Source organism: Citrifermentans bremense R1 (assembly GCF_000426865.1).
Classification (GTDB): domain Bacteria; phylum Desulfobacterota; class Desulfuromonadia; order Geobacterales; family Geobacteraceae; genus Geomonas; species Geomonas bremensis.
This window is the reverse complement of sequence record NZ_AUGE01000039.1, coordinates 1-25978: the sequence shown is the minus strand read 5'-3', so window position 1 is coordinate 25978 and position 25978 is coordinate 1. Positions and strand designations below refer to the sequence as shown.

25 protein-coding genes are annotated in these 25978 nt (G+C 61.8%); 15 read left to right on the top strand and 10 right to left on the bottom strand.

The genetic code is table 11. The annotated features are described in order from the left end of the window. Positions 1-443 precede the first annotated feature (443 nt). A complete protein-coding gene (locus K419_RS0117220) occupies positions 444-1454 on the bottom strand; it encodes a transglutaminase-like domain-containing protein (RefSeq protein WP_026842658.1) in 1011 nt (336 codons plus the stop codon). A gap of 28 nt (positions 1455-1482) precedes the next feature. On the opposite strand from K419_RS0117220, the gene K419_RS24520 reads away from it, so the two are divergent. Further along, the gene (locus K419_RS24520; RefSeq protein ID WP_455423170.1) at positions 1483-1896 is read left to right on the top strand and encodes a hypothetical protein; all 414 of its coding nucleotides are present in this window, start codon (positions 1483-1485) and stop codon (positions 1894-1896) included. Between the two features lie 85 nt (positions 1897-1981). Continuing rightward, on the top strand, positions 1982-2899 hold the full coding sequence (locus K419_RS0117215) for a selenium metabolism-associated LysR family transcriptional regulator (protein WP_026842657.1): 918 nt from the start codon (positions 1982-1984) through the stop codon (positions 2897-2899). Here the strand turns inward: K419_RS0117215 and K419_RS0117210 are convergent. Further along, positions 2879-3196: a peptide chain release factor family protein gene (locus tag K419_RS0117210; RefSeq protein WP_015837469.1), complete on the bottom strand. Its 318-nt coding sequence runs from the start codon at positions 3194-3196 to the stop codon at positions 2879-2881. The two genes, K419_RS0117215 and K419_RS0117210, sit on opposite strands and share 21 nt — an antisense overlap. Before the next feature lie 270 nt (positions 3197-3466). On the opposite strand from K419_RS0117210, the gene dmpI reads away from it, so the two are divergent. From dmpI to K419_RS0117195, 3 genes are all read left to right on the top strand, one after another. After that, positions 3467-3658, top strand: coding sequence for a 4-oxalocrotonate tautomerase DmpI (gene dmpI / locus K419_RS0117205; protein WP_026842656.1), 192 nt, complete (start codon positions 3467-3469; stop codon positions 3656-3658). A 23-nt stretch (positions 3659-3681) separates the two neighbouring features. Further along, positions 3682-4254, top strand: a complete 573-nt coding sequence (locus K419_RS0117200; protein WP_026842655.1) for a flavin reductase family protein — start codon at positions 3682-3684, stop codon at positions 4252-4254. Between the two features lie 97 nt (positions 4255-4351). After that, positions 4352-4585 carry a hypothetical protein gene (locus K419_RS0117195; protein ID WP_026842654.1) on the top strand — a complete coding sequence of 78 codons (234 nt, stop codon included), beginning with the start codon at positions 4352-4354 and terminating at the stop codon, positions 4583-4585. A 50-nt stretch (positions 4586-4635) separates the two neighbouring features. On the opposite strand, the gene K419_RS0117190 is transcribed toward K419_RS0117195, so the two are convergent. Then, complete coding sequence (locus tag K419_RS0117190) at positions 4636-5445, bottom strand: ADP-ribosylglycohydrolase family protein (protein ID WP_026842653.1); 810 nt, start codon at positions 5443-5445, stop codon at positions 4636-4638. Between the two features lie 45 nt (positions 5446-5490). Between K419_RS0117190 and K419_RS0117185 the strand changes: the two genes are divergently transcribed. Next, positions 5491-6081, top strand: a complete 591-nt coding sequence (locus K419_RS0117185; RefSeq protein ID WP_026842652.1) for an acyl carrier protein phosphodiesterase — start codon at positions 5491-5493, stop codon at positions 6079-6081. On the opposite strand, the gene K419_RS0117180 is transcribed toward K419_RS0117185, so the two are convergent. Further along, a complete protein-coding gene (locus K419_RS0117180) occupies positions 6078-6356 on the bottom strand; it encodes a hypothetical protein (RefSeq protein WP_012530466.1) in 279 nt (92 codons plus the stop codon). The two genes, K419_RS0117185 and K419_RS0117180, sit on opposite strands and share 4 nt — an antisense overlap. Before the next feature lie 330 nt (positions 6357-6686). On the opposite strand from K419_RS0117180, the gene K419_RS0117175 reads away from it, so the two are divergent. The 9 genes from K419_RS0117175 (at position 6687) to K419_RS0117135 (ending at position 19103) form a co-directional block, all read left to right on the top strand. Beyond that, positions 6687-7148, top strand: coding sequence for a chemotaxis protein CheW (locus K419_RS0117175; protein ID WP_026842651.1), 462 nt, complete (start codon positions 6687-6689; stop codon positions 7146-7148). 20 nt (positions 7149-7168) lie between these two features. After that, the gene (locus K419_RS0117170) at positions 7169-8590 is read left to right on the top strand and encodes a CheR family methyltransferase (protein WP_226377728.1); all 1422 of its coding nucleotides are present in this window, start codon (positions 7169-7171) and stop codon (positions 8588-8590) included. A gap of 54 nt (positions 8591-8644) precedes the next feature. Then, complete coding sequence (locus K419_RS0117165) at positions 8645-9247, top strand: chemotaxis protein CheW (RefSeq protein ID WP_026842649.1); 603 nt, start codon at positions 8645-8647, stop codon at positions 9245-9247. Between the two features lie 58 nt (positions 9248-9305). Next, positions 9306-11162 (top strand): HAMP domain-containing methyl-accepting chemotaxis protein, encoded by a 1857-nt coding sequence (locus tag K419_RS0117160; protein WP_035497417.1) that lies wholly within the window; start codon positions 9306-9308, stop codon positions 11160-11162. 193 nt (positions 11163-11355) lie between these two features. Next, on the top strand, positions 11356-13692 hold the full coding sequence (locus tag K419_RS0117155; RefSeq protein WP_026842647.1) for a hybrid sensor histidine kinase/response regulator: 2337 nt from the start codon (positions 11356-11358) through the stop codon (positions 13690-13692). Between the two features lie 11 nt (positions 13693-13703). Continuing rightward, on the top strand, positions 13704-14759 hold the full coding sequence (cheB, locus tag K419_RS0117150) for a chemotaxis-specific protein-glutamate methyltransferase CheB (RefSeq protein ID WP_026842646.1): 1056 nt from the start codon (positions 13704-13706) through the stop codon (positions 14757-14759). Positions 14760-14771: 12 nt separating this feature from the next. Next, positions 14772-16130 carry a hybrid sensor histidine kinase/response regulator gene (locus K419_RS0117145; protein WP_026842645.1) on the top strand — a complete coding sequence of 453 codons (1359 nt, stop codon included), beginning with the start codon at positions 14772-14774 and terminating at the stop codon, positions 16128-16130. A 1-nt stretch (position 16131) separates the two neighbouring features. Then, positions 16132-17685: a sensor histidine kinase gene (locus K419_RS0117140; protein ID WP_026842644.1), complete on the top strand. Its 1554-nt coding sequence runs from the start codon at positions 16132-16134 to the stop codon at positions 17683-17685. Positions 17686-17693: 8 nt separating this feature from the next. Continuing rightward, on the top strand, positions 17694-19103 hold the full coding sequence (locus tag K419_RS0117135) for a sigma-54-dependent transcriptional regulator (RefSeq protein WP_035497414.1): 1410 nt from the start codon (positions 17694-17696) through the stop codon (positions 19101-19103). Positions 19104-19234: 131 nt separating this feature from the next. Here K419_RS0117135 and lhgO read toward each other — a convergent pair whose 3' ends face one another. The 6 genes from lhgO to K419_RS0117105 all read right to left on the bottom strand — a co-directional run bounded on the left by lhgO (position 19235) and on the right by K419_RS0117105 (position 25829). Then, on the bottom strand, positions 19235-20434 hold the full coding sequence (gene lhgO / locus K419_RS0117130) for an L-2-hydroxyglutarate oxidase (protein WP_026842642.1): 1200 nt from the start codon (positions 20432-20434) through the stop codon (positions 19235-19237). A 313-nt stretch (positions 20435-20747) separates the two neighbouring features. Further along, positions 20748-21728: a CDF family Co(II)/Ni(II) efflux transporter DmeF gene (gene dmeF / locus K419_RS22275; RefSeq protein ID WP_051293083.1), complete on the bottom strand. Its 981-nt coding sequence runs from the start codon at positions 21726-21728 to the stop codon at positions 20748-20750. Between the two features lie 164 nt (positions 21729-21892). Continuing rightward, positions 21893-22831, bottom strand: coding sequence for a 3'-5' exonuclease (locus K419_RS0117120; RefSeq protein WP_026842641.1), 939 nt, complete (start codon positions 22829-22831; stop codon positions 21893-21895). A 19-nt stretch (positions 22832-22850) separates the two neighbouring features. Then, on the bottom strand, positions 22851-24497 hold the full coding sequence (locus K419_RS0117115; RefSeq protein ID WP_026842640.1) for a fatty acid--CoA ligase: 1647 nt from the start codon (positions 24495-24497) through the stop codon (positions 22851-22853). 129 nt (positions 24498-24626) lie between these two features. Beyond that, a complete protein-coding gene (locus tag K419_RS0117110; protein WP_026842639.1) occupies positions 24627-25154 on the bottom strand; it encodes a PaaI family thioesterase in 528 nt (175 codons plus the stop codon). Between the two features lie 219 nt (positions 25155-25373). Beyond that, positions 25374-25829, bottom strand: a complete 456-nt coding sequence (locus K419_RS0117105) for an SRPBCC domain-containing protein (RefSeq protein WP_026842638.1) — start codon at positions 25827-25829, stop codon at positions 25374-25376. Between the last annotated feature and the right edge of the window lie 149 nt (positions 25830-25978).

The following is a 25978-nucleotide window of genomic DNA, read 5'->3' as shown; positions in this document are numbered from 1 at the left end:
GCCGCAGGAGGGGCCGCAGGAGGGGCCGCAGGAGGGGCCGAAGCAGGGGCCGAAGCAGGGGCCGAAGCAGGGGCAGCCGTGGTTGCGGCATCCTGAGCATAAGAGAATGGGGATGTGATGGTTAAGGCAAGAAGGGACGCAACGATGATGGTTTTGGCTTGCAAAGACGCTCTCCAAAGACATTAATGGGCGCAAACAGGCCAAAAGATACAACAATCAGAGCCGGCAAACAAGCAAAACGTGCTTGTGAACATTCCCCTCCCCCTCACCCCGACCCTCTCCCAAAGGGAGAGGGAGGATGGACGGTAGCCTTTATCCGCGTTTCCTGGTTCCCAAGCTCCAGCTTGGGGAACCCAATGCGGCGCAAAGCTCGAGCTTTGCATCCCTCACCCCGACCCTCTCCCAGGGGAGAGGGAGAGTGGGCAGTCGCGAGAGGGTTCCCCCTACTGCTCCTTATAGGTGATCCGGTAGCTGAAGCTCTTGGGATCGTAGAAGTCAAGCGCAGTACCGCCTACCTCTGCATAAGGGTAGCCGAAGGTGTTGAGCGGAGCGCCTGCCTGCGGCGGGTTGAGGACGATATCGCGGCCGGCGGCGACCTGGAAGCGGTACTGGTCGATCCCGCCCCAGAAGTAGTCCCGGTACTCGCGGGTCTTCGCATCCTTCGGATCGAGCTTCTCGACCAGCATCGCCTTTCTCACGTCGGCCGGGTCGACTGGGACCCAGCCGGTGCCGGGGAGGTAGAATTCGACCCAGCAGTGCTGCCAGGAGGTGATATCCTCCGTCGCTTTTTTGCTCAGCCTCACCCCGAAGACCTCGCGGGCGGGAACGCCGGCAGCGCGCGCCAGGGCGACATAGACCGACGAGATGTCGGTGCACTTGCCTCCTGGCTTTTTCAGCAGTTCGCAGACGTCCCCCTTGCCGCAGCCGACGGTGGCCGGATCGCGGTACATGTTCTCGCAGGTCCAGTCATAGATCGCCTTCGCCTTCTCCAGCACCGTGCGCTTCCCCTTGGTAATGGAATCGGAGAGCTTTTTCACCTCGCCGTCGACCGGGCCCATGGAGGTCGACTGCAGGTAGGGGGCGAACTCCTCCTTGCTCCAAGGTGTCTCCTTGGCGGAAAGGTTTCGCACCAGTACCTCCTCGCGTTCCACGGAGAAGGAGTAGGTGAGCTTGCGGCTGGCCGCATCCTTCCCCCACTGGGCGAAGAGGATGGGGGTGCCGTTGGCCTTGTCGGTGTAGACCGCCGAGGTGGTGAAATCGCCGCTCACCTTGACGTCGGTGACTGCCTGGTGTTTCCCGGAAACCGCGTACGGTATCCAGAGTTTTGCCTCCTTGCCCTGCTCTTGTTTGGAAAGATCCACTTCCACCGTGACGACACCGCTGCGGCTTTTCGCCCAGGCAGCCGGAGTAACGCAAAGTGAGAGTGCAAGCATCGACAGCAACAACCTTTTCATTTCTTCTCCTTTGATACGAATACTAGTCTTGGTACTTCTAAACCTTGGCCTTGGCATTTCCAAGCTTTGCACGGCGCCTGCCGATCATCTCCAGGAACGCCTCTATTCTTACCTTGAGCTGCTGGGTGTCGGACTCGGAGTAATCGGTCTCTATCTGCAGAAACGGGAGCTGGCTTCCCTGCTGCAGATGCCTTTTAACCGCATACGACTCTATGTTGTAGGTGTGGTCTCCCTGCCAGGTAAGGTCGATGACCCCGTCAACCTTGAACTCGTCCGCCAGTCGATCCAGAAGCTCCAGCCGCCGGACTCTTCGATCAGCCGCACCACCTTGTCCGAACCAAGCCCCACCGGAAGACCGGTCAAAAGTATCCGAGGCGTCCGTTCATCACCGACCGCTACCAAACCCATTTCTTCAAGCGTCACTATTGAAAAAAGCATGTAATCAATAATCGATTGACCCTCTAGAGTCAAATTGATAAATTCGATAAAATTAATACTCGAGATCGGATTTGCTAATGGAGGGAAGGATGAACCTGAAACAGCTGGAGGTATTCATCAAGGTAGCGGAGAGCGGCAGCTTCTCCAAGGGGGCCGAGGCAACCTTCATCACCCAATCCACCGTCAGCCAGCACATCTCTGCACTGGAAAGCGAATTCGGCATGAAACTCCTGGACCGTACCGGCAAGGGAGCACTCCCCACCGAGGGCGGGAAGATCCTGCTGGAGCGGGCGCGCAAACTGGTTGAGTACGCTAAGGAAATACCGGTGGCGCTGGCGCGCTTCAAGGGGATCGAGGAGGCGGAACTCAATATCGCGGGAAGCAGCATCCCCGGCGAATACATGATTCCGGCGGCGCTGCCGCTTCTGATCAGCCGATTTCCCGGCGTGACCATCGTGCTTTTGCAGGGAGACAGCCGTGACGTGTTGAGGAAGCTTATGACGGAAGAAGTCGAGTTCGGTGTGGTCGGAGGGCTTTTCGAGGAAGAGAGTCTCAATTTCACCCCGTTGGCCAAGGACGAGCTGGTATTGATCGCGCCTGCCGGGCACCGCTGGGCGAAGAAGAGCCGGATTACCAAGGAGGAACTCCTGGCAGAACCGTTCGTTTTACGCGAGACGGGATCGGGCACGGGGAGAGCGACCGCGAAGGCGCTGCTGGAAGCGGGGTTAGACCCGGCGAAGCTCAAGGTCGCAGTGCACCTGGGGAGCAACGAGGCGGTGAAGCGTGCGGTGATGGCGGGAATCGGGGTTTCCTACGTGTCCGCCGTTTCGGTGCAGCGCGAACTTGAACAGGGGGTGCTGGTCCAGGTGCGGGTGGCTGAGGTGGAGATCCAGCGGGATTTCTTCCTGGCTACCCGGAAAGGGAGGGAGTTGTCACCTGCGGCAATCGCCTTCAAGGAGATCATGATGGAGATGTACGCCAAAGCCTCAATCGAGGGTGGAGCGTAGCTTCTTTTTATCGGAATGGGCCTTTTTCTGGGTCAGGCGCTTCTCCTTGGCGCGGCGCGGCACCTTGGTCGCGACCCGTTTCTTCGCTTTTTGCTCCCGCCGGCGCAGCAACTCGGCCAGGCGCTCCATCGCCTTCTCCCGGTTTTCGAACTGCGACCGGCTCTCGCTTGCCTGCGCCACCACCCCGGTCGGCAGGTGCCGGATCCTCACCGCCGAATCGGTCGTGTTGCGGTGCTGCCCGCCCGGTCCCGAAGCACGGTAAAATTCCACTTTTATATCGACGTCCCTTATCTCCACCTAAGCACCTGCCCCATTTAGAGTCAAGGGGGACAGGCACCTCGCGGAGCCAGTCCCCTGGAAACCGCCGGCGAGTATAGCACAGCTTTTCCGGCAGCCATCCTGTAATCTTCCACCAAAGTCTTTAGCTTCTCTCTGTGACCTCCGCGACCTCTGTGTTCCGCCTTTCGGTCCGACGGTTGAAGTGCGGGTGTTTTTTTGCTAGAGTGGCTGCCCCCCCAAGCCTCCTTCACATTGGAGATGCCTGGGGCCACGAAAAGGAGGAGCGACATGCCGGTAATCACCATAGAACTGGGCGCGATGGAAGGAAAAGAGCAGAAGGCCGAACTGACCAAGGCCCTTACGGAAGCGGCGGCTTCGATCACACAGATTCCCGCCGACAAATTCATCGTATTGATACATGAACTGGAAAGGGACAACATCGGAGTCGGCGGCAAGCTTTTGTCCGATATCTTGAAATGACATCAGGATCAACAGGGGGGAATATGAAGAAGAGTCTGGGTAAAGGGACACACGCCATGCCCACGCCGGTGTGGCTCGTCGGTAGCTACGACAAGGATGGCAAAGCGAATCTCGCCACGATAGCCTGGGGCGGCGTCTGCAGCTCGGATCCGGCAGCGGTCACCGTGTCGCTGAGAAAATCGCGTCACAGCTACGACGCCATCATGCAGCGCAAGGCCTTCACCGTGAACATCCCCTCGCAGGCGTTCGTCGCCGCAGCCGACTACGCAGGCATCGCCTCGGGACGCAGCGCGGACAAATTCGCCGCCGCCTGCCTTACGCCGGTTAAAAGCGACCTGGTGGACGCCCCTTACGTCGCCGAGTTCCCGCTGGTTATCGAGTGCCGCCTGCTGCAGGTTGTCGAGATCGGGGTACATACCCAGTTCATCGGGGAGATCGTGGACGTAAAGGCCGACGAAAAGGTGCTGGACGAAAAAGGAAACGTCGATCCCGCCAAGGTACAGCCCCTGGTTTACAGCCCGACCAACAGGGCCTATTACGGCCTGGGCGCAGTCGTCGGCCAAGGGTTCGAGATCGGCAAGCAATTCATGAAATAAGAGAGCCACAGACCGGCCGCCGCTGGATGAGCCGGGGTGATGCGATATACTCGCTTCCGGAAATCTTCGAAGCTTGCAACTAAACGGGGACGAGGACATGGACGACGAGACGTTCAAGAAGGAACTGCTGAACCGGTTGGACCAGATCATCGAACTCCTCTCCGCAACCCTGCCGGAGGCGTGCCTGGACGAGAGCGCCGAGGACCTTTCGGAAGGCGGCAGCGAAGCAGCGGCAATCGAAGCCATGCCGACCTATCTGATAGTGGACGAGATGCAGGACGACTACAAGACGGCCATGCAGAACTGGGAGCGGGAAAAAACCGGAGCCTAGAGCCCTTCGGGGACAGCTGAGAGGAAAAGGGGACAGGCTACCTTTTGAGATCAAAAAGTAGCCTGTCCCCCTTTTTTTTGATCGGTCCTGCCGGAAACGAAGCGCGCCTCGAACTCCAAGGTCACCTTCCGCAGCGGCTCGTCTAGAAAGCGCAGGGTTTCTGCGGCGATGGGAGCGGGAACGCCGCCGTAATACGCCTGGGCGATGCCGCCGGTGATGGCCGCCAGGGTGTCGGAGTCGCCGCCAAGCGAGATGGCAAGCCGGATGGCGCTCTCGAAATCGGTCGACTCAAGGAAGGCGGTCAGGGCCTGCGGCACCGTCCCCTGGCAGGTGACGTCGAAACTGTACCCGGGGCGAATCTCGTCGCAGCTGCGCGACAGGTCGTAACCAAAACGCCCTGCGACGAAGGTCTCTATCTCCTTTTTCGCGGCGCCGGTGCGCGCCAAATAAATAGAGGCCGCCGTCGCCTGCGCCCCCTTCACCCCTTCCGGATGGTCGTGGGTCACCGCGCTGTACTCCTTTGCCTTTTGCAGCACCTCTTCCAGCGTATCGAAGGCCCACCCGGCGGGGCTGATGCGCATGGCGGAACCGTTGCCATAGCTTTGGTAGGCCGGGGCGTCGTCGCTTTGCGCCCAGCTAAGGAACTTTCCGCCGTACCCGGCGTCCGGATACCGGCGGCAATAGCGCCTCATCAGGGCGGCGTACGCCTCGCCGGTTAAAATCGACTCGGCGAGCGCCACCGTCAGCACCGAGTCGTCGGTGAAACGGCACTCCTTCTGGAACAGCGGGAAGACGGTGCTCTTGATGTTGTTCCATTCGTAGATGGAGCCGACTATGTCCCCCGTCAGCGCTCCCAGCATCTTTTCGCCCCCTTGCCGCAGCTGATTCTGTTATCATGCAAAACCATGAACTACCTGTTCCATCTCTACCTTTCCGGGGACGACCCCGACATCCTCACCGGAAACTTCATGGGCGATTTCGTCAAAGGGCCGCTCGACTGGCGTTTCCCCCCTACCCTCACCCGCGGCATCCAACTGCACCGGCGCATCGACTCCTTCGCACAGAACGATCCGCATTTCACCCGCAGCAGGCAGACGCTCTCGCCCTCTTTCGGACTCTACCGCGGCATCCTCGTGGACCTTTACTACGACCATTTCCTCGCCACGAACTGGGAGAGCCTGACGGAGGAGCCGCTGCCGCATTTCCTTAAGCGCGCGCGCCATGCGGTGGAGGGAAACCGCCGCCACCTTCCCGAGCGGCTGCAGGACCTTGTACCGGTCATCTTCGAGAACATGATCCCGTCGTATTTGAGCGTCGAAGGGGTGGGGAAAGCTCTTGCCCGCATGTCCGGGAGGATAGCCAGGCAGAACCCGCTGGCGGGAGGTGGAGAGGAGCTTACCCGCCGCTACTTTTCATTGCAAGAGGATTTCCGCTCCTTTCTCCCGACGGTGCGCGCCTATGCCGAGGAGGTCAGAAGCGCGACCCCGCCCGCCTAGATGATCCTGGTGAACTTCTCTTTGGGGTAGATCGACCTCGCGAAGAAGTCGAGGAAGTCATCGACCACCTGCTCCACCAGGGAGAGCTCCAGGCTCTCGGCGACCACCTCCTGGGCAGGGCCGGCGAACTGCATGGTGAATTTCCTGTTTTTCAGCTCCGCGCTCAAGACCCCTCCACGGAGCCCGTCGGGGGGAGGCTCCCTCTCCCAGAGGACCTTCGCTTCGGGGAGGGCTTCCTTCAGTCTCTTGGTGATCATGGCACCGATCTCATGCATGGGGATTCCTCCTTCGACGCATTATCTCTTCCCTTGCCCAAACGACACAGGTGCCGCGCCCTTAGCACTCAGCCGCCCCCCAACCGATAATTAAATCGCTCAAATACTATCGGGCGCATTTTCCATTTGCAAGCCGGCGCCCGATTCCGTCTGCAGGGATGGTTTTCGTGCTCTCTTTCAGCCGGCGGCATCGAGCGGGCTCTCCCCAGCGCACCCGAACGCGCCCGGCAAGCAAAAAAAACCGTGAATATAGGCCAGTGGCGCATTTATCAGCTTGAACAGGGCGCATTGTCGAGGTAAATTAATGGGCGGCGTCACGTTGCGGTTTTAATGGAGGGATCGATCGTTTCAACTCACCTACTTATCTTTGCCTTAGAAGGGCAACGCTACGCACTGCCAGTGGCCGCTGTGGTCAGGGTAGTCCGCGCTGCGGCCCTCACTCCCCTGCCCAAGGCCCCCGAAATCGTACTCGGGATATTGGACATCCAGGGGGAGATCATCCCCGTCATCAACCTCAGGAAACGCTTTCGCCTGCCGGAGCGCCCCATCGGCTGCGACGATCAGTTCCTTGTCGTCCGCACCTCGAACTTCCCGGTGGCGCTGGCCGTGGACAACACCCAGGAGGTAGTGCAACTCGACCCGGAAGCTGTGGTGGAGCCTGAAGACATCGTGCGAGGGACCGACTACCTCTCCGGAGTGACGAGGAGCGAGGGAGGGCTGGTGCTGATCCACGACCTCGACACCCTACTCTTCCCCGACGAGGAGCAGCAGATCGCAAAGGCCCTGTCATGAGCGGGCACAGCAACGAGGCAATGCATAAGTTCGCCCGCATGGTGACGACAAAGCTGGGGCTCCACTTTCCGCCCGAGCGTCTGGCGGAGTTGGCCCGGAAGATGGCGCCGCTGGCGCAGGATGCGGGCTGGGAGGAACTGGACGGCTACCTGCACTGGCTCATGTCGCAGCCGCTCTCCCAGGACCAGACCAAGGCGCTGGCCCTGGCGCTCACTATCGGCGAGACCTATTTTTTGCGCGACCCCAAGAGCTACCGGGCCTTCCAGCAGCATCTGCTCCCGAAGCTTGTGGCGGCTAAAGGTTCGAACAAAACCCTCAAGATCTGGAGCGCCGGCTGTTCCTCCGGCGAGGAGCCGTTTTCGGTCGCCATACTGCTTACCCGTGCGCTGGCCGACCTGGCCGACTGGAAGGTGACTCTGCTCGGAACCGACATCAACCCCCAGGCGCTGGAGCGGGCCCGATGCGGGAACTACAGCAAATGGTCCTTCCGGAACGCGCCGGGGTGGCTCATGAATTACTTCACCCAGCTCCCGGACGGCGGCTACCACATCGAGCCGCATATCAGCAAGATGGTGCGCTTCGCGCATCTGAACCTGGTCGATCCCGGGGAAAAGACATGGTCGCAGGCCCAGGGGATGGACTTCATCTTCTGCCGCAACGTGATGCTTTACTTTCATCCGGAGCAGATACGGGAGACGGTCGCGAGACTGCACGCAGCTCTCAACGACGACGGCTGGCTCTTCCTGGGGCCGACGGAGGTGGACCACCAGTCGCTTGAGGGTTTTACCTGCCTGCACTGCGACGGCACCCTGGTGCTGCAAAAGCGCTCTCTCCCGGCCAAAGCGCAAGTCTCGGCGCTGCCCGGACCTGCCGTGGCCGCCCCCTCCCCTCTTTCCGCGCAGCTTTGGTCCGAAGGCGCGGAGCCGGGAGGTGCGCGGGAAGACGCGGCAGCCGCCGAAGCAGAGTCGCCCCTGGAGCGGGCCTGCGCGCTTTACAGCGCGGGGAATTACGAGGAAGCGGCGCGGATTGCGATGAGCACCCCGGCAGGTGCAGATAAAGCCGAAGCGCTTGCGCTCGCGGCGCGCTCCTATGCCAACATCGGCCGTTTCGACCCGGCTCGCGACTGCTGCGAAGCCGCCGTGGCGCTGGACCGGCTCAGCGCACCCAACCATTACCTCCTGTCCATCATCCTGGAGCAGCAGGGGGACGACGAGGGAGCGGTGAGATCGCTCAAAAACGCGCTCTACGTCGATCACGACTTCCTGCTGGGTTGGTTTGCCCTGGGAAACCTCTGCCGGCAGCGCGGGGAACTAAGTGAAGCGGAACAGAGCTTCGCCAACGCGCTGCGCCTTTTGCAGCGGCGCGACCCCCACGAGGTGCTACCGGAGGCAGAGGGGATGACTGCGGGAAGGCTGATGCAGCTCATCAGCGACATCGCCTAGCGAAGGCGCGGCAAAACAGGGCCGAGAGCATCGAGTAGTCAAGGAGAAACACCCATGGCAGCGGGCAAGATAGATTGGGACGACCTGATCAAACGCCAGGAGAAAACCTTCGCCGCGGCGGGGGGAGGCGCCATCGCCCCCGAAAAGGAGCAGGCCGTCCTCCGTGAGCGTGCGCGCCTTCTGGCGCAAAGACCTGAAAAGTACCGGGACCCGGCGGAAAGCATCGACGCCCTCGTCTTCGTTCTGTCCGGCGAGAGCTACGCGGTCGAATCTGCCTACGTCCTGGAGACGCTGCCGCTGGGCGACTTCACCCCGCTTTTCTGCACGCCTCCTTTCGTGCTCGGGGTCACCAACCTGCGCGGCCGCATCGTGTCCATCGTCGACCTGCGGCGCTTCTTCGACCTGCCCGCCATCGGCCTCTCCGACCTGAACCGGGTCGTACTGGTGAGTAACGGCAGCATGGAGTTCGGGATCCTGGCCGACGCCATCGTGGGCATGCGCTCGCTCGACAAGGGGTCCTTGAAGCCCCCCCCGGAGACCTTCACCGGCATCAGGGAGGAGTTCGTGGCGGGTGTCTCGGCGGAGCGGCTCGCCCTGCTGGACCTGGGGAGGATCATGACCGATCCGAGGATAGTGGTGCACGAAGAGGTGGCTTAGGTTGCGGATCTAGTTAAAGGCGGACTTGAACTTTATGAAAGTAATCAACGGGGGTTCCATGCTGAACAATCTGAAAATCCGCTCCAGGCTCATCGCCGGTTTTGGCGCGATCGTCTTCTTCCTGGTGCTGATCGGGGCGCTCTCCCTGAAGAACCTGAAGGCTCAGGGAGACCTGATGACCGAGTTCCACGAACACCCCTTCACCGTCACCAACGCCATACGCTCGGTCGACGCCAACGTGGTGAGGATGCACAGGTCCATGAAGGACGTGGTGCTCTACGCCCGGGACGCCGAGGACCTGGAAGCGTCGCTGGCGGATATCGACGCCAGCGAAAGGATCGTCTACCGCGACCTCGCCCTGGTCAGGGAGCGCTTCCTCGGGGACAAAGGAAAGATCGACCAGATCAAGGAGTCGATGGACAAGTGGAAACAGGTGCGCGCGCGGACCATTGAACTCGTGCGCCAGGGGAAGATCGCCGAGTCGGTCGCCTTCCACAAGAACTACGCTAGGCGCATCGTCGCGGGGATCGACTCCCAGGTGAACGAGGTGCTTAAGTTCGCCACCGGCAAGGCGGAAAGCTTCGTCCAGGAATCGCAGAAAAACCAGCGAACCATCTTCGCCGTCACCGCGATCCTGGTGCTTTTGGCCGGAGCCCTTGCCGTCTGGACCGCGTTCGCCATCACCTCCTCCATCACCGCTCCGCTGGACCAGGCGGTGCAGGCCGCGGAAAGGCTCTCCCAGGGGGACGTGTCGGTGGAGATCCACAGCGACGCCGGCGACGAACTCGGGCAGCTGCTGCGCGCCATGGAGAAGATGGTGCTGTCGCTGCGCCGGATGGGAGAGACAGCGAACCAGATCGCTCTGGGAGACCTGGACACCGAGGTGGTCCCGGCCTCGGAGCGGGACGTCTTCGGCCTGGCCATGTCGAACATGGTGGCGTCGTTGAAAAGGCTTGCCGCCAGCGCCGACCGCATCGCCTCGGGAGACCTCACCATCGACGTAGTCCCCGCCTCCCCCAAGGACCGGCTCGGCAACTCCTTCAGCCAGATGACCCGGAACCTTCGGGAGTTGAGCCTGGAGATCCGCGCGGTGGTGAACGTCCTGGCCGGGTCGGCCGCCGAGATCATGACCACGGTGAGCCAGCTTGCCTCCAGTTCCGCCCAGACCGCCACCTCCATCTCCGAGACCAACGCCACGGTGCAGGAGATCCGCCAGACCACCGACCTCACCTCGCAAAAGTCGAGGCAGGTCTACGAGAGCGCCAACCGCGCGGTGCAGGTCGCCAAGGAGGGGCGCGAGTCGGTATCCAGCGCCATCGACGGCATGCAGGGGATCGACGAGCGCATGGGCTTCATCGCGGAGCGCATCGTCAACCTGAGCGAGCAGAGCCAGGCCATCGGCGAGATCATCGCCACCGTGGCCGACCTCGCCGAGCAATCGAACCTCCTTGCGGTGAACGCCGCCATCGAGGCGGCCAAAGCCGGCGAACACGGCAAGGGATTCGCCGTCGTAGCCCAGGAGGTGAAGAACCTGGCCACCCAGTCGAAACAGGCGACCTCGCAGGTGCGCAACATCATCGGGCAGATACAGAAGGCGACCACCGCGGCGGTCCTCGCCACCGAACAGGGGAGCAAAGCCGTCGAGGCAGGCGTGAAGCAGTCCAGCGAAGCGGGAGAGTCGATCCGCGTGCTCGCCTCCAGCATCGAGGAATCATCCAACGCGACGCTGCAGATCGTCACCTCCACCCAGGAGCAGGCGATCGGCATGGACCAGATCGCCATCGCCATACACAGCATCAACCAGGCGAGCGACCAGAACGTCGAGGGTTCGCGCCAGATCGAGGCGGCGGCCCGCAACCTCTACGAACTGAACCAGAAGCTCCAGGCGCTGGTGAGCGGGTATAAGGTGGCATGATCGCCCAAGAAGAAGCCGGTGCCAGGTCTTGAGGCGCCCTCACCCCAACCCTCTCTGAGGGAGAGGGGGTTGAAGCAATTTGCACTGAAGCTGTAACCCATGTCCCCGAACACATGTAACCCTTGACTCCGGTCTATACAGGGGAAGCGACAGGGTGAGGGGTTGCAGCAGGGACCAAAGGGAAAGAAACGGCATGGGTGACACCGAAACCCTGATGAGGGAATTGCTGGAGACCTTCGAGCTGGAGGCGCAGGAGCACATAGGCGCGCTCGCCACGCTCCTGGTCGCGCTCGAGCGCGAAAACGACAAGGCTGAGCAGGAGCGCCTGGTCGAGAGCGTCCTGCGGCGCGTGCATACCCTCAAGGGGGCGGCTCATGCGGTGAACCTCGTCACCGTGGCCCATAGGTGCCAGGAGCTGGAAAGCCTACTGGCGTCGTTGAAGCGCGGGGAGATCTCCCTCGACCTCGACCTTTTCGACCGGCTGCACCGGGACATCGACGCCGTAGCCGGCGATATCACCGGCGCCGGGGAAAGCTCCACTCCCCCGGACGCCGCCTCCGCTGTTACCGTTGGCGGCTTGGAACCGATCGTGGCTGCGGCGGACCAGGCCGAGCCCCGTTGCGCATCTGCGGGAGTGAAGCCGACCCAGGCCCCCTTCCCCGAGCCGCTCAAGGAGCGCGCGCCGAAGGTTCCTCCCCAGGCGCCCACAAGCGCCGAGCCTGCAGCGCATGCTCCCGAGGCGGCAACTGCCGCTCCGACGGCACGCCCCGCACCGCGCGCCCCCTCCGACGAGACGGTCAAGGTTTCGGCGCGCCTTTTGGAGTCGCTGCTGCTGCAGTCCGAGGAGCTAGTTTCGGCGAAGCTCTCCGCCGCCTTGCTGCGCGAGGAAGCGGCAGCCCTTGCCGCCGAGCTTTCCGCGCGCGGGGGCGAGCGCTTGCGGGCCATGGAGTCGGCGAGAAAGGCGCTCAAGCAGGCGCCGATGCCGCAGGAGAAAACGCTGGCCCTGCTGGTCGAGCAGGGTTGGCAGAACGAGAAGGCGCTGGAAGGACGGCTGCGTCATCTGGAAAAAGGGGCCGAGAAGAACCTCAGGACGCTGAGCGGCATGGTGGACCCGCTTCTTGGCGAGCTGAAGAAACTGCACCTGCTCCCCTTCTCCTCTCTGGCGGAGCCCTTTTTCAAGATGGTGCGCGACCTGGCCCGGCAGCTGGACAAGGAAGCAGAGCTTAACTGCGAAGGGACGGAGCTCGAACTCGACCGCCGCATCCTCGCGGAGCTGAAGGAGCCGCTCTTGCACCTGGTGCGCAACATGCTCGACCACGGCATCGAGACGCCGGCCGAGCGCAGGCTCGCAGGCAAGCCGGAAAAAGGGAAGCTGGGCATAGCGCTGAAGCTCAAAGACGCGAATCGCGCCGAACTCACGGTGAGCGACGACGGCTGCGGCATCGATCTCTCCCAGGTAAGGGAAGCGGCTTCACGGCTGGAGCTCGCCTCGCGGGAGGCCCTGGAACTGACGCCGGACCACGAACTGCTCCAGCTCATCTTCGAATCCGGGGTCTCCACCAGCAGGATCGTCAGCAGCATTTCCGGGCGCGGGGTGGGTCTTGCCATCGTGCGCGAGGCGCTGGAAAGGTTGGGGGGGCACGTGACCGTGGTGAGCGCACGTGGGACGGGAACCCGCTTCCATCTCCACTTCCCCCTCTCCTTCGCCATGATGCGGGCCCTCCAGGTGCAGGTCGCCGGCCGGGACTGCTTCCTGCCGGCCGCCAACGTCGAGACCAGCGGCCGCGTGGCGCCGGCCCAGGTGAAAAGGGTGGAGAACCGCGATACGGTCCTTTTGGGTGGCGAGGTGCTGGCCCTAATCCCGCTTTCGCGCCTTTTGGGATTGTCAGCGCCTGCCGACCCTGAGCGCGTAGTGAGCTTCGTGGTGCTGCGCGCCGCCGACAGGCGGATCGCCTTCTCAGTGGATCAGGTGGTCGGGGTGCAGGAGATCCTGTTAAAGCCGCTGGGAAGCCAGCTCTCCCGGGTGAGAAACGTCGCGGGCGGCACCGTGTCCGGCGACGGCCGGGTGGTCCCGGTATTGAACGTGGCCGACCTGTTCCGTTCCGCCTTCGCCGACCAGGCGCCTTCACAGCCCATGGGTGAGCCGGCTCCCCGGGCGCAGGCGGCGCGGCTTTCGGTGCTGGTCGCCGAGGATTCCATCACCTCGCGCACGCTTTTGAAGAACATCCTGGAGGCATCGGGGTTCCGGGTGCGCACCGCCATCGACGGCTTGGATGCGCTGACCCAGCTTAAAACGGAACAGTTCGACGTGGTGGTCTCCGACGTGGAGATGCCGCGCATGGACGGCTTCCAGCTCACCGCAGCCGTCAGAAGCGACAGCCGGTTCGCCGCCCTGCCGGTGATCCTGGTGACCGGGCTCGAATCCCGCGTCGACCGGGAACGCGGCATCGACGTGGGCGCGAGCGCCTACCTGGTGAAAAGCAGCTTCGACCAAAGCGGCCTGATTGACGTGATACGAAAACTGACCTGACTGAGGACCAGATGATCAGATTACTGGTGGTGGAAGATTCGAAAACGGTGCAGAAGGCCTTGGTGGCTGCCTTTCAGGCGGACCCCGAGCTGCAGGTGATAGGCGTCGCGGAAAGCGGCGAGGAGGCGGTAGAGGCCGCCGCGCGCCTCAAGCCCGACCTGATCACCATGGACCTGCACCTCTCCGGGATGAACGGCCTGGACGCGACCCGCGCCATCATGTCCACCTCCCCGGTACCCATCGTAGTGGTCTCGGGAAAGATCGACACGCGCGACTCGGACCTCCTCTTCCGCTTCATGGAGGCCGGCGTCCTGATGGTGCTCCCAAAGCCCGCCCCGGTGGGAACCCCCGGCTACGCGGAGTCGGTGGCGAGCCTGATCCATCACATAAAGCTCATGTCGGAGATCAAGGTGGTGCGGCGCGTCTTCGCCGCCGGCGCCCTTGGCCAGTGGCCCAAGTCGCCGCTAAAGGAGCCCTTGCCCCCCGTAAAGGTGGTCGCCATCGGGGCCTCGACCGGAGGTCCCCCGTTGCTGCACCAGATCCTCGCCGCGCTTCCGGAAGATTTCGGCGCCGCCGTCCTGGTAGTGCAGCACATGTCCGTAGGCTTCACCGAGAACTTCGTGCACTGGCTGAACCTCCACTCGCGGATGCCGGTGCGGCTTGCCGCCGAAGGGACGGTCATCGCGGCGGGAGAGGTTTACGTGGCGCCGGACGGCTGCCACATGGAAATTACCCCGGCCGGCAGGATCACCCTCTCCGGCGCCCCCCCCGAAAACGGGGTCCGCCCCTCCATCGACGTCCTCTTCCGCTCGGTCGCCAAAAGCTACGGCGCCAATGCGGCCGGCATCATCCTCTCCGGAATGGGCAAGGACGGCGCCGTCGAATTGAAGACGCTAAAGGGGCGCGGAGGCCTCTGCATCGCGCAGGACCGCGAGAGCTCCATGGTCTTCGGCATGCCGGGAGAAGCGATAAAGATCGACGCCGTGCAGCACGTGCTCTCCCCGGAGGGGATCATCAACCTGCTTTTGGCGGTTACCAAGAAAGGCGCACAGGGTGCGTCCAAGTAAGGAAGGAGCTTCATGCAGAAGAGCAACAACGGCCAGACGACACCAAACCTGATCCTGATCGTCGACGACAGCCCGACCCAGGCGAAACTCCTTGAACAGCTCCTCGCCGGCGAGGGGTACCGCGTCGCGGTCGCCAGAAACGGAAGCGACGCGCTGGAGCAGATCCGCGAGCGGCAACCGGACCTGGTGATCAGCGACATATTGATGCCCGAGATGGACGGCTTCGAACTCTGCCGCAGGGTCAGGGGAATGGAATCCATAAAGGACACCCCCATCGTCCTGCTCACCCACCTGAACGACCCCTCGGACGTATTGCACAGCCTTGAGGCCGGCGCCAACTACTTCGTGTCCAAGCCCTACAGCGACAAGCTGCTGCTCAACAGGATCCGAGACGTACTGCAGGGAGAGCGGGCCTGCCGCATGGGGGAGAAAGAGGGAGAAGTTGCCATCAGCTACCACGGCAAGAACTACCGGGTACAGGCCGACAACGCCCACACCATCGAACTCCTGCTCTCGACCTACGAGCTTGCCGCCGAAAAGAACCAGGAGCTTCTGGGAGCCAAGGCGTCCCTGTCCAACCTGAACCGCGAGCTGGAGCAGCGGGTGAAGGAGCGGACCGCGGCGCTTACCCAGGAGACGGCGGAGAGGCTGCAGGCGATGGAAGAACTGCGCAAAAAGGACGAGGTGCTGATGCAGCAAAGCCGCCAGGCCGCCATGGGGGAGATGATCGGCAACATAGCCCACCAGTGGCGCCAGCCGCTGAACGCCGTTGGGCTCCTGGTGCAGGACCTGACGCTGAGCTACGAGTACGGCAACTTCAACAAGGAGTACCTCGACTCAAGCACCAACAAGATCATGCAGATGGTGCGGCACATGTCGCAGACCATCGACGACTTCAGGAACTTCTTCACCCCCGACAAGGAGAAGACCAGCTTCGACCCGTGCCAGGTGGTGGAAAAAACCCTCGGCCTCATCGAGGGGAGCCTCGCCGACAAGGGGATAACCTTCGAAGTACACTGCGGCCACGCGCCGAACATAACGGGGCACCCAAACGAGTTCTCGCAGGTGCTCCTGAACATCCTGACCAACGCCATGGACGCCTTCGGGGAGAGGAAACCGCCCCAGCCGAAGCTTAGGGTGAGTATAGATTCCGAAGACGGCAAGATCGTGGTCACCATCGCCGACAACGCCGGAGGCATGCCAAAGCACGTCCTGGGACGGATCTTCGAGCCCTACTTCACCACCAAGGAGCAGGGAAAAGGGACCGGCATCGGCCTTTTCATGGCCAAGAACATCGTGGAAAAAAGCATGCACGGCTCGCTCACCGCAAGAAACATCGACGGCGGAGCCGAATTCAGGATCGAGGTGTAGCATGGGCGGATTTGCCATCGAGGACCCCGGCTTCACCCTTTTGTACGTGGAGGACGAACAGGTCACCAGGGAGACGGTGCTTTCCCTTTTGCAGCGGCGCTTTCCCAAGCTCGCCCTTTTAAGCGCGGCAAACGGCGCCGAAGGCATGGCGCTTTTTCGGGAGCAAGCACCCGACCTCGTGGTGACCGACATAAAGATGCCGTCCATGAGCGGCATCGACATGGCGCGGGAGATGATGGAGCAAAAACCGTCCCTCCCGGTGATCGTCACCAGCGCGCATTCCGACATGAATTACCTGATCGAGTCGATCGAGCTGGGTATCAGCCGCTACGTCCTGAAGCCGATAGACAGCTCGAAGCTCTTCGCGGCGGTAGAAAGCGCGCTCGCCACCCTCACCCAGGAAAGGGAGCTATTGGCCCACCAGGCGTTCGTGCGCAGGCTCTCGCGGGCGTTGGAGCAGAGCGCCAGCAGCATCGTCATCGCCAACCCTCAAGGGGTGATCGATTACGTTAACCCCAGGTTCACCACGCTGACCGGCTACGAGGCCGGCGAGGTGCTGGGAAAAAACCTGAAGTCGCTGAAAGGAAAAACCGAACTATGGGACCGGGTCGCAGCCGGAGAGGAGTGGCACGGCGAGTTCGAGGGGGTGAAGAAAAACGGCGAGGTTTTCTACGAGTCCACCTCCCTCTCCCCCGTCTACGACGAGACCGGCGCTCTCAGCGACCTGGTCGCGGTGCAGGAGGAGATCACCGAAAGGGTGCTGTCCGAGCGACGGATCGAGGCGTTGAACCGGAACCTCGCTGCGCGCGCCGAGGAACTGGAACTCGCCAACCGGGACCTGGAGGGATTCAGCTACACGGTTTCGCACGATCTGCGCACGCCGCTGACCAACATCAACGGCTACTGCCAGGTGATACTGGAGCTTTACGGCGCAACGCTGGACGAGCAGTGCAAGGATTTCATCAAGATCATCTTCGACGAAACCGTCAACATGAACCAGTTGATCAAGACGCTGCTTGAATTCTCCCGGGTGAGCCGCAGCGAGATGACCCGGTCGGAGGTTGATTTAAGCCAGCTCACCTCCCTGGTCTGCGCCTCCCAGCAACTGAGCGAACCGCAGCGGCGGGTGACCTTCAGCATAGCCCCCGGGATGACGGCCATTGGGGACCCGGACCTTTTGAAGGTCGTGCTGCAAAACCTGATATCCAACGCCTGCAAATACTCGGCGAACCGGGAAGACGCCGCAGTCGAAGTAGCCTCCCTGGACGAGAGCGGGGAGCTCGTTTACTTCGTGCGCGACAACGGCGCCGGCTTCGACATGGCGCAGGCCGACAAACTGTTCAGCCCCTTCCAGCGGCTCCACACGGAGCGGGAGTTCAAGGGGTTCGGCATAGGGCTTGCCACCGTGCAGCGCATCATCCAGCGCCACGGCGGCAGGATCTGGGCCGAGGGAGAGGTGGGGCTCGGGGCCTGCTTCTACTTCACCCTCCCCGATGAAAACACGAGACACGGAGCAGACCACTGTTCGGCAAGGCAGGAGGAGCGCAAAAAGTGAACAAAGAAATGAAGCACACGCAACGGATTCTGCTCGTAGACGACGAGGCGCAGATACTGGAAACCTGCCGGAGCTGCCTCAACACCGCCGGGCACGCCGATGTAGTCATAGAAAACGACAGCAGCAAGGTGATGTCGCTTCTCTCCAGAGAGGAGTTCGCCGTCATCGTCCTCGACCTGCGCATGCCGAACCTCTCCGGGTTCGAACTCCTGCCGCAGATAGTCTCGCAACACCCTCAGATCAAGGTGATAGTCGCTACCGCCAACAACGACGTCGAAACCGTGGTGAACTGCATCAAGGAGGGAGCCTTCGATTACCTGGTGAAGCCCATCGACGTGAAGCGGCTGATCACCTCGGTTAGGAAAGCCCTGGAGATGCGATCGCTCGCCAACGAGCTCACCGCCTTGAAGCAGTACATGTTCACCGACCGGCTGGACCACCCCGAGGCCTTCCAGAGCATCGTCACCGGCAACAAGGCGATGCGGGCCATCTTCCAGTACCTCGAGGTCATTTCCGGCACCAGGCAGGCGGTGATGATAACCGGCGAGACCGGCACCGGCAAGGAGCTGATCGCCCGGGCGATCCACAACCTGAGCGGCTGCAGCGGCGAGTACGTAGCGCTCAACGTGGCAGGGCTCGACGACAACATGTTTTCCGACACCCTTTTCGGGCACAGGAAAGGCGCCTTCACCGGCGCCGACCAGGCCCGGGACGGCCTGATCACCCGCGCCTCCGGGGGGACGCTCTTTTTGGACGAAATAGGCGACCTCAACGAGATGTCGCAGATCAAGCTCTTGAGGCTTTTGCAGGAGCAGGAGTACTACCCCGTCGGCTCCGACTTCATCAAGAAGAGCGACGCGCGCCTGGTGCTCGCCACCAACCGCGACCTTCAGGAGCTGATCAAGCAGGGGAAATTTCGCAACGACCTCTACTACCGGCTCTGCGGGCACCGGGTGCATCTCCCGCCGCTGCGGGACAGGCTGGACGACATTCCGCTCCTTCTGGAACACTTCCTGGGAAGCGCCGCCGACTGCTTGGGCAAGAAAAAGCCTACCCCTCCCCCCGAGCTTGCCGTCATGCTCGCGCTTTACCACTTCCCGGGCAACATACGGGAGTTGGAGGCGCTCGTGTTCGACGCCGTCTTGCGGCACAGCTCCGGCATTCTCTCCATGGAGACCTTCCGCGGCGTCATCGGCCACGAGCGGCCCTTGCCGACGCTCGACTGTTCCACCCCTGCTGCCGCAGGCGAGAATCCATTATGTGGCATCTTCGGGCACTTCCCGACTTTGGACGAAGTGGAGCAGTACATGATCGCCGAGGCGATGAAATTGGCCAAAGGGAACCAGGGGTTAGCCGGCAAGATCCTGGGCATGGGGCGCCAGACCCTGAACAAGCGGCTGAAGCTGCAGGCGTCGTAAAAACCTCCCTCGCCCCTGCCCCTCTCCCAGAGGGCGAGGGGATGGACACCTGCCATTTACCCTCTCCCTCTGGGAGAGGGTGGCCGCAGGCCGGGTGAGGGAGATGCCGCGAAGATGAGGCGCTACGCGGGTCAGGACGAGAAATGCTCCGCCACCATCCCCTGCGCCAGATCCATCGACGAGGTGAAAGCGGGGGAGATGGGGTTGAGCACGTGGAGCGAAGAGCCGTCCGCCACAACGAGGAAATCCATCACCAGCTCCTTCTTCTCCCAGTCAACCAGCTGCGGACGTATCCCCACCTTGGAAGCATGCACCACGTCGGAGGGCGCCAGTTCCTTCACCAGCTTCGCCGCGTCGCGGAAGAAGTAAGAGGGCAAATACTTGAGCGGCTCAGAGAGCGCGACGTTGCGGAAAGGCCGGTTGAGGAAGAAAAGGACCAAGTCCTGCCAAGCGATGCTGAAAGCCTCGGCGTCGATGCCAGACAGGATGCCGTAGTTCTCCCGCCCGAAAGCGGGAATGGCCGTCGGCCCCAGGTAGACGTCGCCGTGGACGCTGCGGGTGAAGTGGATCCCCAGAAAGGGGTTCCGGATATCGGGCACCGGATAGATGTTGGAGTTGACGGTAAAGGGAGCATCCTTTTTCAGCAGCCGATACACCCCCTTGAAGGGGATGAGCCGGTATTTGGAACCCACCCCGAAGAAGCCCGCCACTTTGTTGCAGTAGGCGCCGGCTGCGTTGATGAACCTCTCGAAGCTGATATCCCCCTTGTTGGTCACCACCGTGGAGCTTCCCTTAAGGCCTATCATTTTGCAGCCCAGGTGAAGCTTCACCCGTCCGGTCCGTTCCAGGTCCTTTTTCAGGCTCTTCAGCACCGCTTTCGGGTCCACCACCGCCGTGTAATGCGAGAAGAGAGCGCGCTCCACCGTCCGGGCGTTCGGCTCGATTGCGGCCAGTTGCCTCTCGTCGATCATCTCCACCTTGGCGCCGTTGGCCGTAGCGCGCCGGTGCAGTTCGTCCAGCACCGGGAGTTCGGCCGCGGTGCGGGTGACGATGACCTTGCCGCTTTCCAGGAGCGGCAGCCCCTTTTCCTTACAGTATTCCCGCATCAGGAAATTGCCGTTCAAGCAGGACTTGGCCTTGAGGCTGTCCGGGGAATAGTAGATGCCGGCATGGAGCACGCCGCTGTTGCGGCCCGAGGCGTGGACGCCCAGTTCCGGTTCCTTCTCGATGATGACGATGTCGCCGTGCCCCTGCTTCACCAGTTCGCGCGCGATGGTGAGGCCGATTATGCCGCCACCGACGATCAGTATTCCTGCGTTGTCGAAGCTCATGAACTAACCTCCTAAAAAACCTTAAGATCTTCGCCACAGAGGACACGGAGGACACAGAGGCGGCACAGAGAAAAAACAGAGCAGGAAAAACGAAAAGCTTTCACCACAGAGGATCACAAAGGAAAAACAGAAGCGAAGAAAACCACAAACTTTTCTTGGAGAAAATCAAAGGCAATTAGCCTTTTGCCTTCCTCTGTGATTCCTCAGTGTACCTCTGTGGTGAGTGCCTGTGCTTTGCTTTCCCCAGAATAAACATCAGTGCCCCCCGTGGACCTCCGAGACCTCTGTGTTCCGCCTTTCCGGTTTTTCCCCCTCAGCTCGCGGCGGCTAACGGCAGCGGGTCAACACCACCCCCACGATGGCTCACTTCGATGGTGACGTGAACCAGTTCCTCGTGAATGCTCAACTGACGCCTGAACTCCTCGGGGTCCGTAGATCCCTGCACCGCAAGTGACAGAATGCAGGCGAACTTCCCCTTCCCTACCCGCCAAACGTGCAAGTCGGTGATCTCGGCAGCCACCGGGCTCTCGGCGATCACCTCGCGGATCTCGGCCACGACCGGCGCATCCATTTCGGCGTCGAGCAGTATGCGGCCGGAGTCGCGCAAAAGACCGTAGGCCCAGATGGCGACCAAGATGGCGCCGACTATCCCCATCACCGGGTCGAGCCAGTTGGCCCCCCACAGCTTTCCTCCCAGGAGGGCGAAGATGGCGAAGACCGAGGTGGCGGCGTCGGCAATGACGTGCAGGTAGGCGGAGCGCAGGTTTAAATCGTGGTGGCCGTGGCTGCCGGCATGGTGGTCATGATGATGCTCCTCATGGTCGTGGTCGTGGTGATGGTGATGACCATCGCGCAGCAACCAGGCGCAGGCGAGGTTGACCAAGAGGCCCAAAGCGGCAATGGCCATGGCCTGGTCGTAGCTGATGGGCTGGGGCGAGACCAGGCGCTCTACTGACTGGAACAGCATGAGTACCGCCACCGCCACCAGGAAGATGGCGCTCGTGTATCCCCCCAGCACCTCGATCTTCCAGGTGCCGAAGGAAAAGCGCGCATCGCCGGCGAAGCGTCGGGCAGCGCGGTAGGCGAGTACGGCGAGGCCGAGTGCAAGCGCGTGCGAGCTCATGTGCCAGCCGTCGGCCAGAAGCGCCATCGAGTTGAAGAACCAGCCGCCGACGATTTCAGCCACCATCATGGCCGCGGTGAGCAGCACCGCAAGCCTGGTGTTTCTTTCGGCAAGGGGATTACCCTCGTCGAAGACATGAGAATGGAATTGCTTGGAAAACTCAGATTGCATCAGTTTCATCTCCCAGGGTCAAAGACGTTGCACACGGATCAGACGGATCAAACGGAAACGGCACGGATAAATCTTAAGCCTTCAGGCCTTGAGGCTTGATCCGTTCAATCCGCGCCTTTTTTGCCTTTTCCGCGTGCAAAGCTTTTGACTTTGCTGTTTAGGTTTTACTCCCGCGCGGAGAACCTGGCATATGCGTCGCACCTCAGGATCTGCACCGCGCTACTGTTCCCTCGGGGATAGATCTCGCTCGCCAGATAGGCGAGCTCCTCCGGCTCGGCCTCGGCCGGCACATCGCGCCACCAGGCCTTGCTCCCCCCCTGCGACCCGTCGCTCCAACGATAGCCGCGGTCCTTGAGAAGATCCTTCTTGTCGAAGGGTGCGGAGACGGCATAAAGCCTCGAGGTGACCTCGTGCGCTCTCTTCAATAAAGTCTGGAAGATGGGCGCGCCGGTGACCGGAAGCCGCTCCAGCAATAGGCCCAACACCCCCTCGGCGTCGTCCAGCGCACGGTGGGCGTTGATGGTGAGAGAAGCGGTCTTGAAAAGGAGGTATTCCAGGGTGCGCGAAGACACCCGCTCCGCCCCCCAATCGATCTGCGACACGGTGCAGGCCCAGGGAAGATTGGCGAAAGCGGGGAAACGCGCCTCGACGAACTTCCTATCGAAGGCGGCGTTATGGGCGATCACCAGGTGGGACTTTTCCGCCAGGTGGTTGATGAAGGCGTCGTCGAACGCCTGCCCGCGCACCATGTCATCCGAGATGCCGGTGATCTCCTTCACCTCTTCCGGGATGGGGAACCCAGGATCCTCGAAACCGGAGTAGCGCTCGGAGATCCTGAAGATCTCGCCGGTCTCGGGATCGTACTCGAAAGCGACGATCCCCAGTTCGATCACCTTGTCCCGCTTGTAGTCGAGTCCGGTGGTCTCGGTATCCAGGCAAAGGGCGACCTGGGAGCACTCCGGGGCCTTGCGGGCGAGGCGAGCGTCGCGCGCGAGGTTCAGGCGCCGCAGTACCAGGTAGTCCCCTGTGGAATGAAGCGCGGCGATGGCCACCTCTATCTCCAGCGCGTTCATGCTGAACTCTTTCTTTTTAGCTCCCTTCATTTCCCACCCTGTCTCACTCTCAGAGATATTTCTCCCGCAGTGCCACCTTGTTGATCTTCCCAACGCTGGTCTTGTCGATGGAGGGAACGAGCTTCACCTTGACCAGCACGACCTGCTTACTCACCACACCCTTGTCGGCGTACTCCCTCACGTGGTGGGCGATCTCCTTATCGGTCACCTTCGCCCCCTCCGTCGGCTTGAGAACGACCAGCGCCAGGGGGCGCTCGCCCCACTTCTCGTCGGGCTTCCCTATCACCGCCACCTCGGCGACAGCCGGGTGGTGCGCGACGATATCCTCAAGCTCCAGCGACGAAACCCATTCGCCGGCGACCTTGATCACGTCCTTGCTCCGGTCGGTGATCTTCAGATAGCCCAGCTCGTCCCGCACCGCCACGTCGCCGGTATGGAGATACCCTCCCTCCCAGAGACGCTCGGAGGCCTTGTGGTCCTTCAGGTACCCCTGCGAGAGCCAGGGGGAGCGCACCACCACGTTGCCGGCGCTGACGCCGTCGCGGGGGAGTTCGTTGAAGTTGCTGTCGACCACGCGCAGATCGACCAACGCCAGGGCAAGACCCGTTTTGCAGCGGATTTCCGCCTGCTCGGCGTGGGATAGTTCCAGCATCTCCGGGGTGAGCTTGGAAATGGTGAGGATCGGGCAGGTCTCCGACATCCCGTACCCGGTAAAGACGTCGATGCCAAGCCTCAGCGACTCGACGCAGAGGTTGCGCGACAAAGCCGCGCCGCCGATGATGAGTTTCCACCCCCGCAGGTCGATCTTTTCCGCGTGAGGGTGCTTCAAGAGCATGTGCAGGATGGTCGGAACGCAGTGGGAGAAACTGACCCCTTCCTTCTCCTTGAGCTCCAGCAGGGTTTCCGGCAGGTAGCGCCCGGGGTAGACCTGCTTCACCCCCAGCATGGTGGCGATATAGGGGACCCCCCAGGCATGGACGTGGAACATCGGGGTGATCGGCATGTAGACGTCGTCGCGGTGCAGGCAGGCGTGCGAGGTGGAGGAACCGAGCGTCGCCAAAAGCCCCAGGGAATGGAGCACCAGCTGCCGGTGGCTGAAATAAACCCCTTTCGGCATTCCCGTGGTCCCGGTGGTGTAGAAAGTCGTGGCCCTGGTGTTCTCGTCCAGGTCCGGGAACTCGAACTCCGGCGAGGCCTGGGCCAGAAGCTGCTCGTACTCGCCGCAGGCGGGGATGGTGTTGCATTCCGTCATGCCGTCATCGGAGATGAGGATATAGGTGCGGACGTTGTCGATCCTGCCGCGGATCTGCTCCATGATGGGGAGAAACTCGCTGTTGACCAGCAGCACGTCGTCCTCGGCGTGGTCGATGGTGTAGAGGATCTGCTCAGCGGACAGGCGCACGTTGATGGTGTGGAGCACCGCGCCGATCATCGGCACCGCGAAGAAGAGTTCCAGGTAGCGATGGCTGTCCCAGTCCATCACGGCCACCGTTTGCCCCGGCTTCACGCCGAGCCCGGTGAGCATGTTGGCCAGCCGCTTCACCCGCTCCCTCAGTTGGCGGTAGTTGCCGCGGTACAGGTCACGGTAGACGATCTCCTGGTCGGGGTTGTCGACCACCGGGTAAAGCAACAGGTTCTTTATCAGCAAAGGGTAATCGTAGGCGGACGCGGTACGGGGTATCAGCAAATCGCTCATCAATGAGTCTCCTGTTTCAAATAAAACCGGCTATGCAGCCGGAAAAGTGCAGGTCTCCCCCCCTCCATTGACGGGAGGGGGGACTTTATTGCAACGTGGGCAAAGCTGGGAGCAATCAGATGTTGCTTCCTACTCCACCACCTGGCAGTCGTCCAGAAAGCGCTGCAGCACGGCTTCCTCGACCCCTGCCAGGGCGGCGATGCGGGAGAGGCGCGGGAAGGCCCAGAAGGTGCGTCCTTCCGCGAGACGCTGTCCGGCCGCGTCGAAGATGGCCATGGAGACCTCCGCCTGCGTAGCGGCGAAAGAAACTATCTGCCCCACCACCCTGATTTCCGTTTCGGTGGGGACCGGCTTCAAGAATCGGGTCTGCATCTCCCGCGTCACGCCAAGCTTGCCGTGGCGGGCGAAGAGCGAATAGGCCGCCGCCTCGTCCATGAGGGCCGAGATGATGCCGCCGTGAACCATGCCGTCGAAGCCACAGTAGCCGGCGGGGATGCGGCAGACGCAGGCGACGCCGACGTCGGTGTGGTGGAAGCGAAGGCGCAGGCCATGGGGATGCCCCTGGGAACAGACGAAACAGGTACCGGGCCACTGGGCGCGGACCTGCGGCAGGTCAAGGATGGATTCGGGAAGCTGAACAGTGGGAAAATCTTGCATCGGTCGCTCCTCAGGAGAAGTAGTAAAGCGCACGGCTCCCGGTAAAGGAGCGTCGGCGATATTACCCTTTTTTGCAGCGGAGCGCCAGCGGGATGTTAATGGGAGGAAAGCAGGAAGCGACAGTTTCTGAGTGAAGACAAAGCGATAGGCGTATGGAGAGGTTGGACCGGTGCCGATGGACCGGTGCCTGGTCTTGAAAAATCAGATTTTCATCGAGTTTCAGCACTTCATGCAGCTGACGTTACCCTTCTCGCCCCAGCGCCTGAGCGCGTCGTTCAAGGAATTCATGCCGTCGGTCACCGGCTTCTTCATGGCGAAGGTGAAGAGCGGCGCAAGGAGCCCCTTGAACGAAGAGCGCTGGGTTATCCTCAAACGCTCCGGGGACAGGCTGTGCAGCTCATAACAGAAGGTCCAACTAAGCACCACGCTGGAGATCATGCTGCTTTTCCAGCACAGTCGCGACTTCGGCTCCGCCTCCTGCAGTACCGGCTTGATGGGGAAAGGATCCATGCCGGGTAGCTTCACCACGAGGTCGAACCGTTCGCCAGGGTTGATCGGTCCCGTCGCCTTGATAAAGAGAGGGTTCCATTCGGGATAGAGTCCAAAGTCCGTCAACAGTTGCCAGATTCTCTCTACCGGCGCATCAAGAGTTATCTCTGTAGTTAGTTCTGCCATGCTGCCACCTCGGAAAGCTGTTGTTGGCACTACCGGCTAGAGCCGACAGTACCGAATACTCCATTTTCCCCCTGATTGAAAGTCCTTTTCCGCAAGGCCGCTGCTTCAGAGAAAGCCGGGCTCAGCCAAGTCCCCGCCCCCGGAGGGGG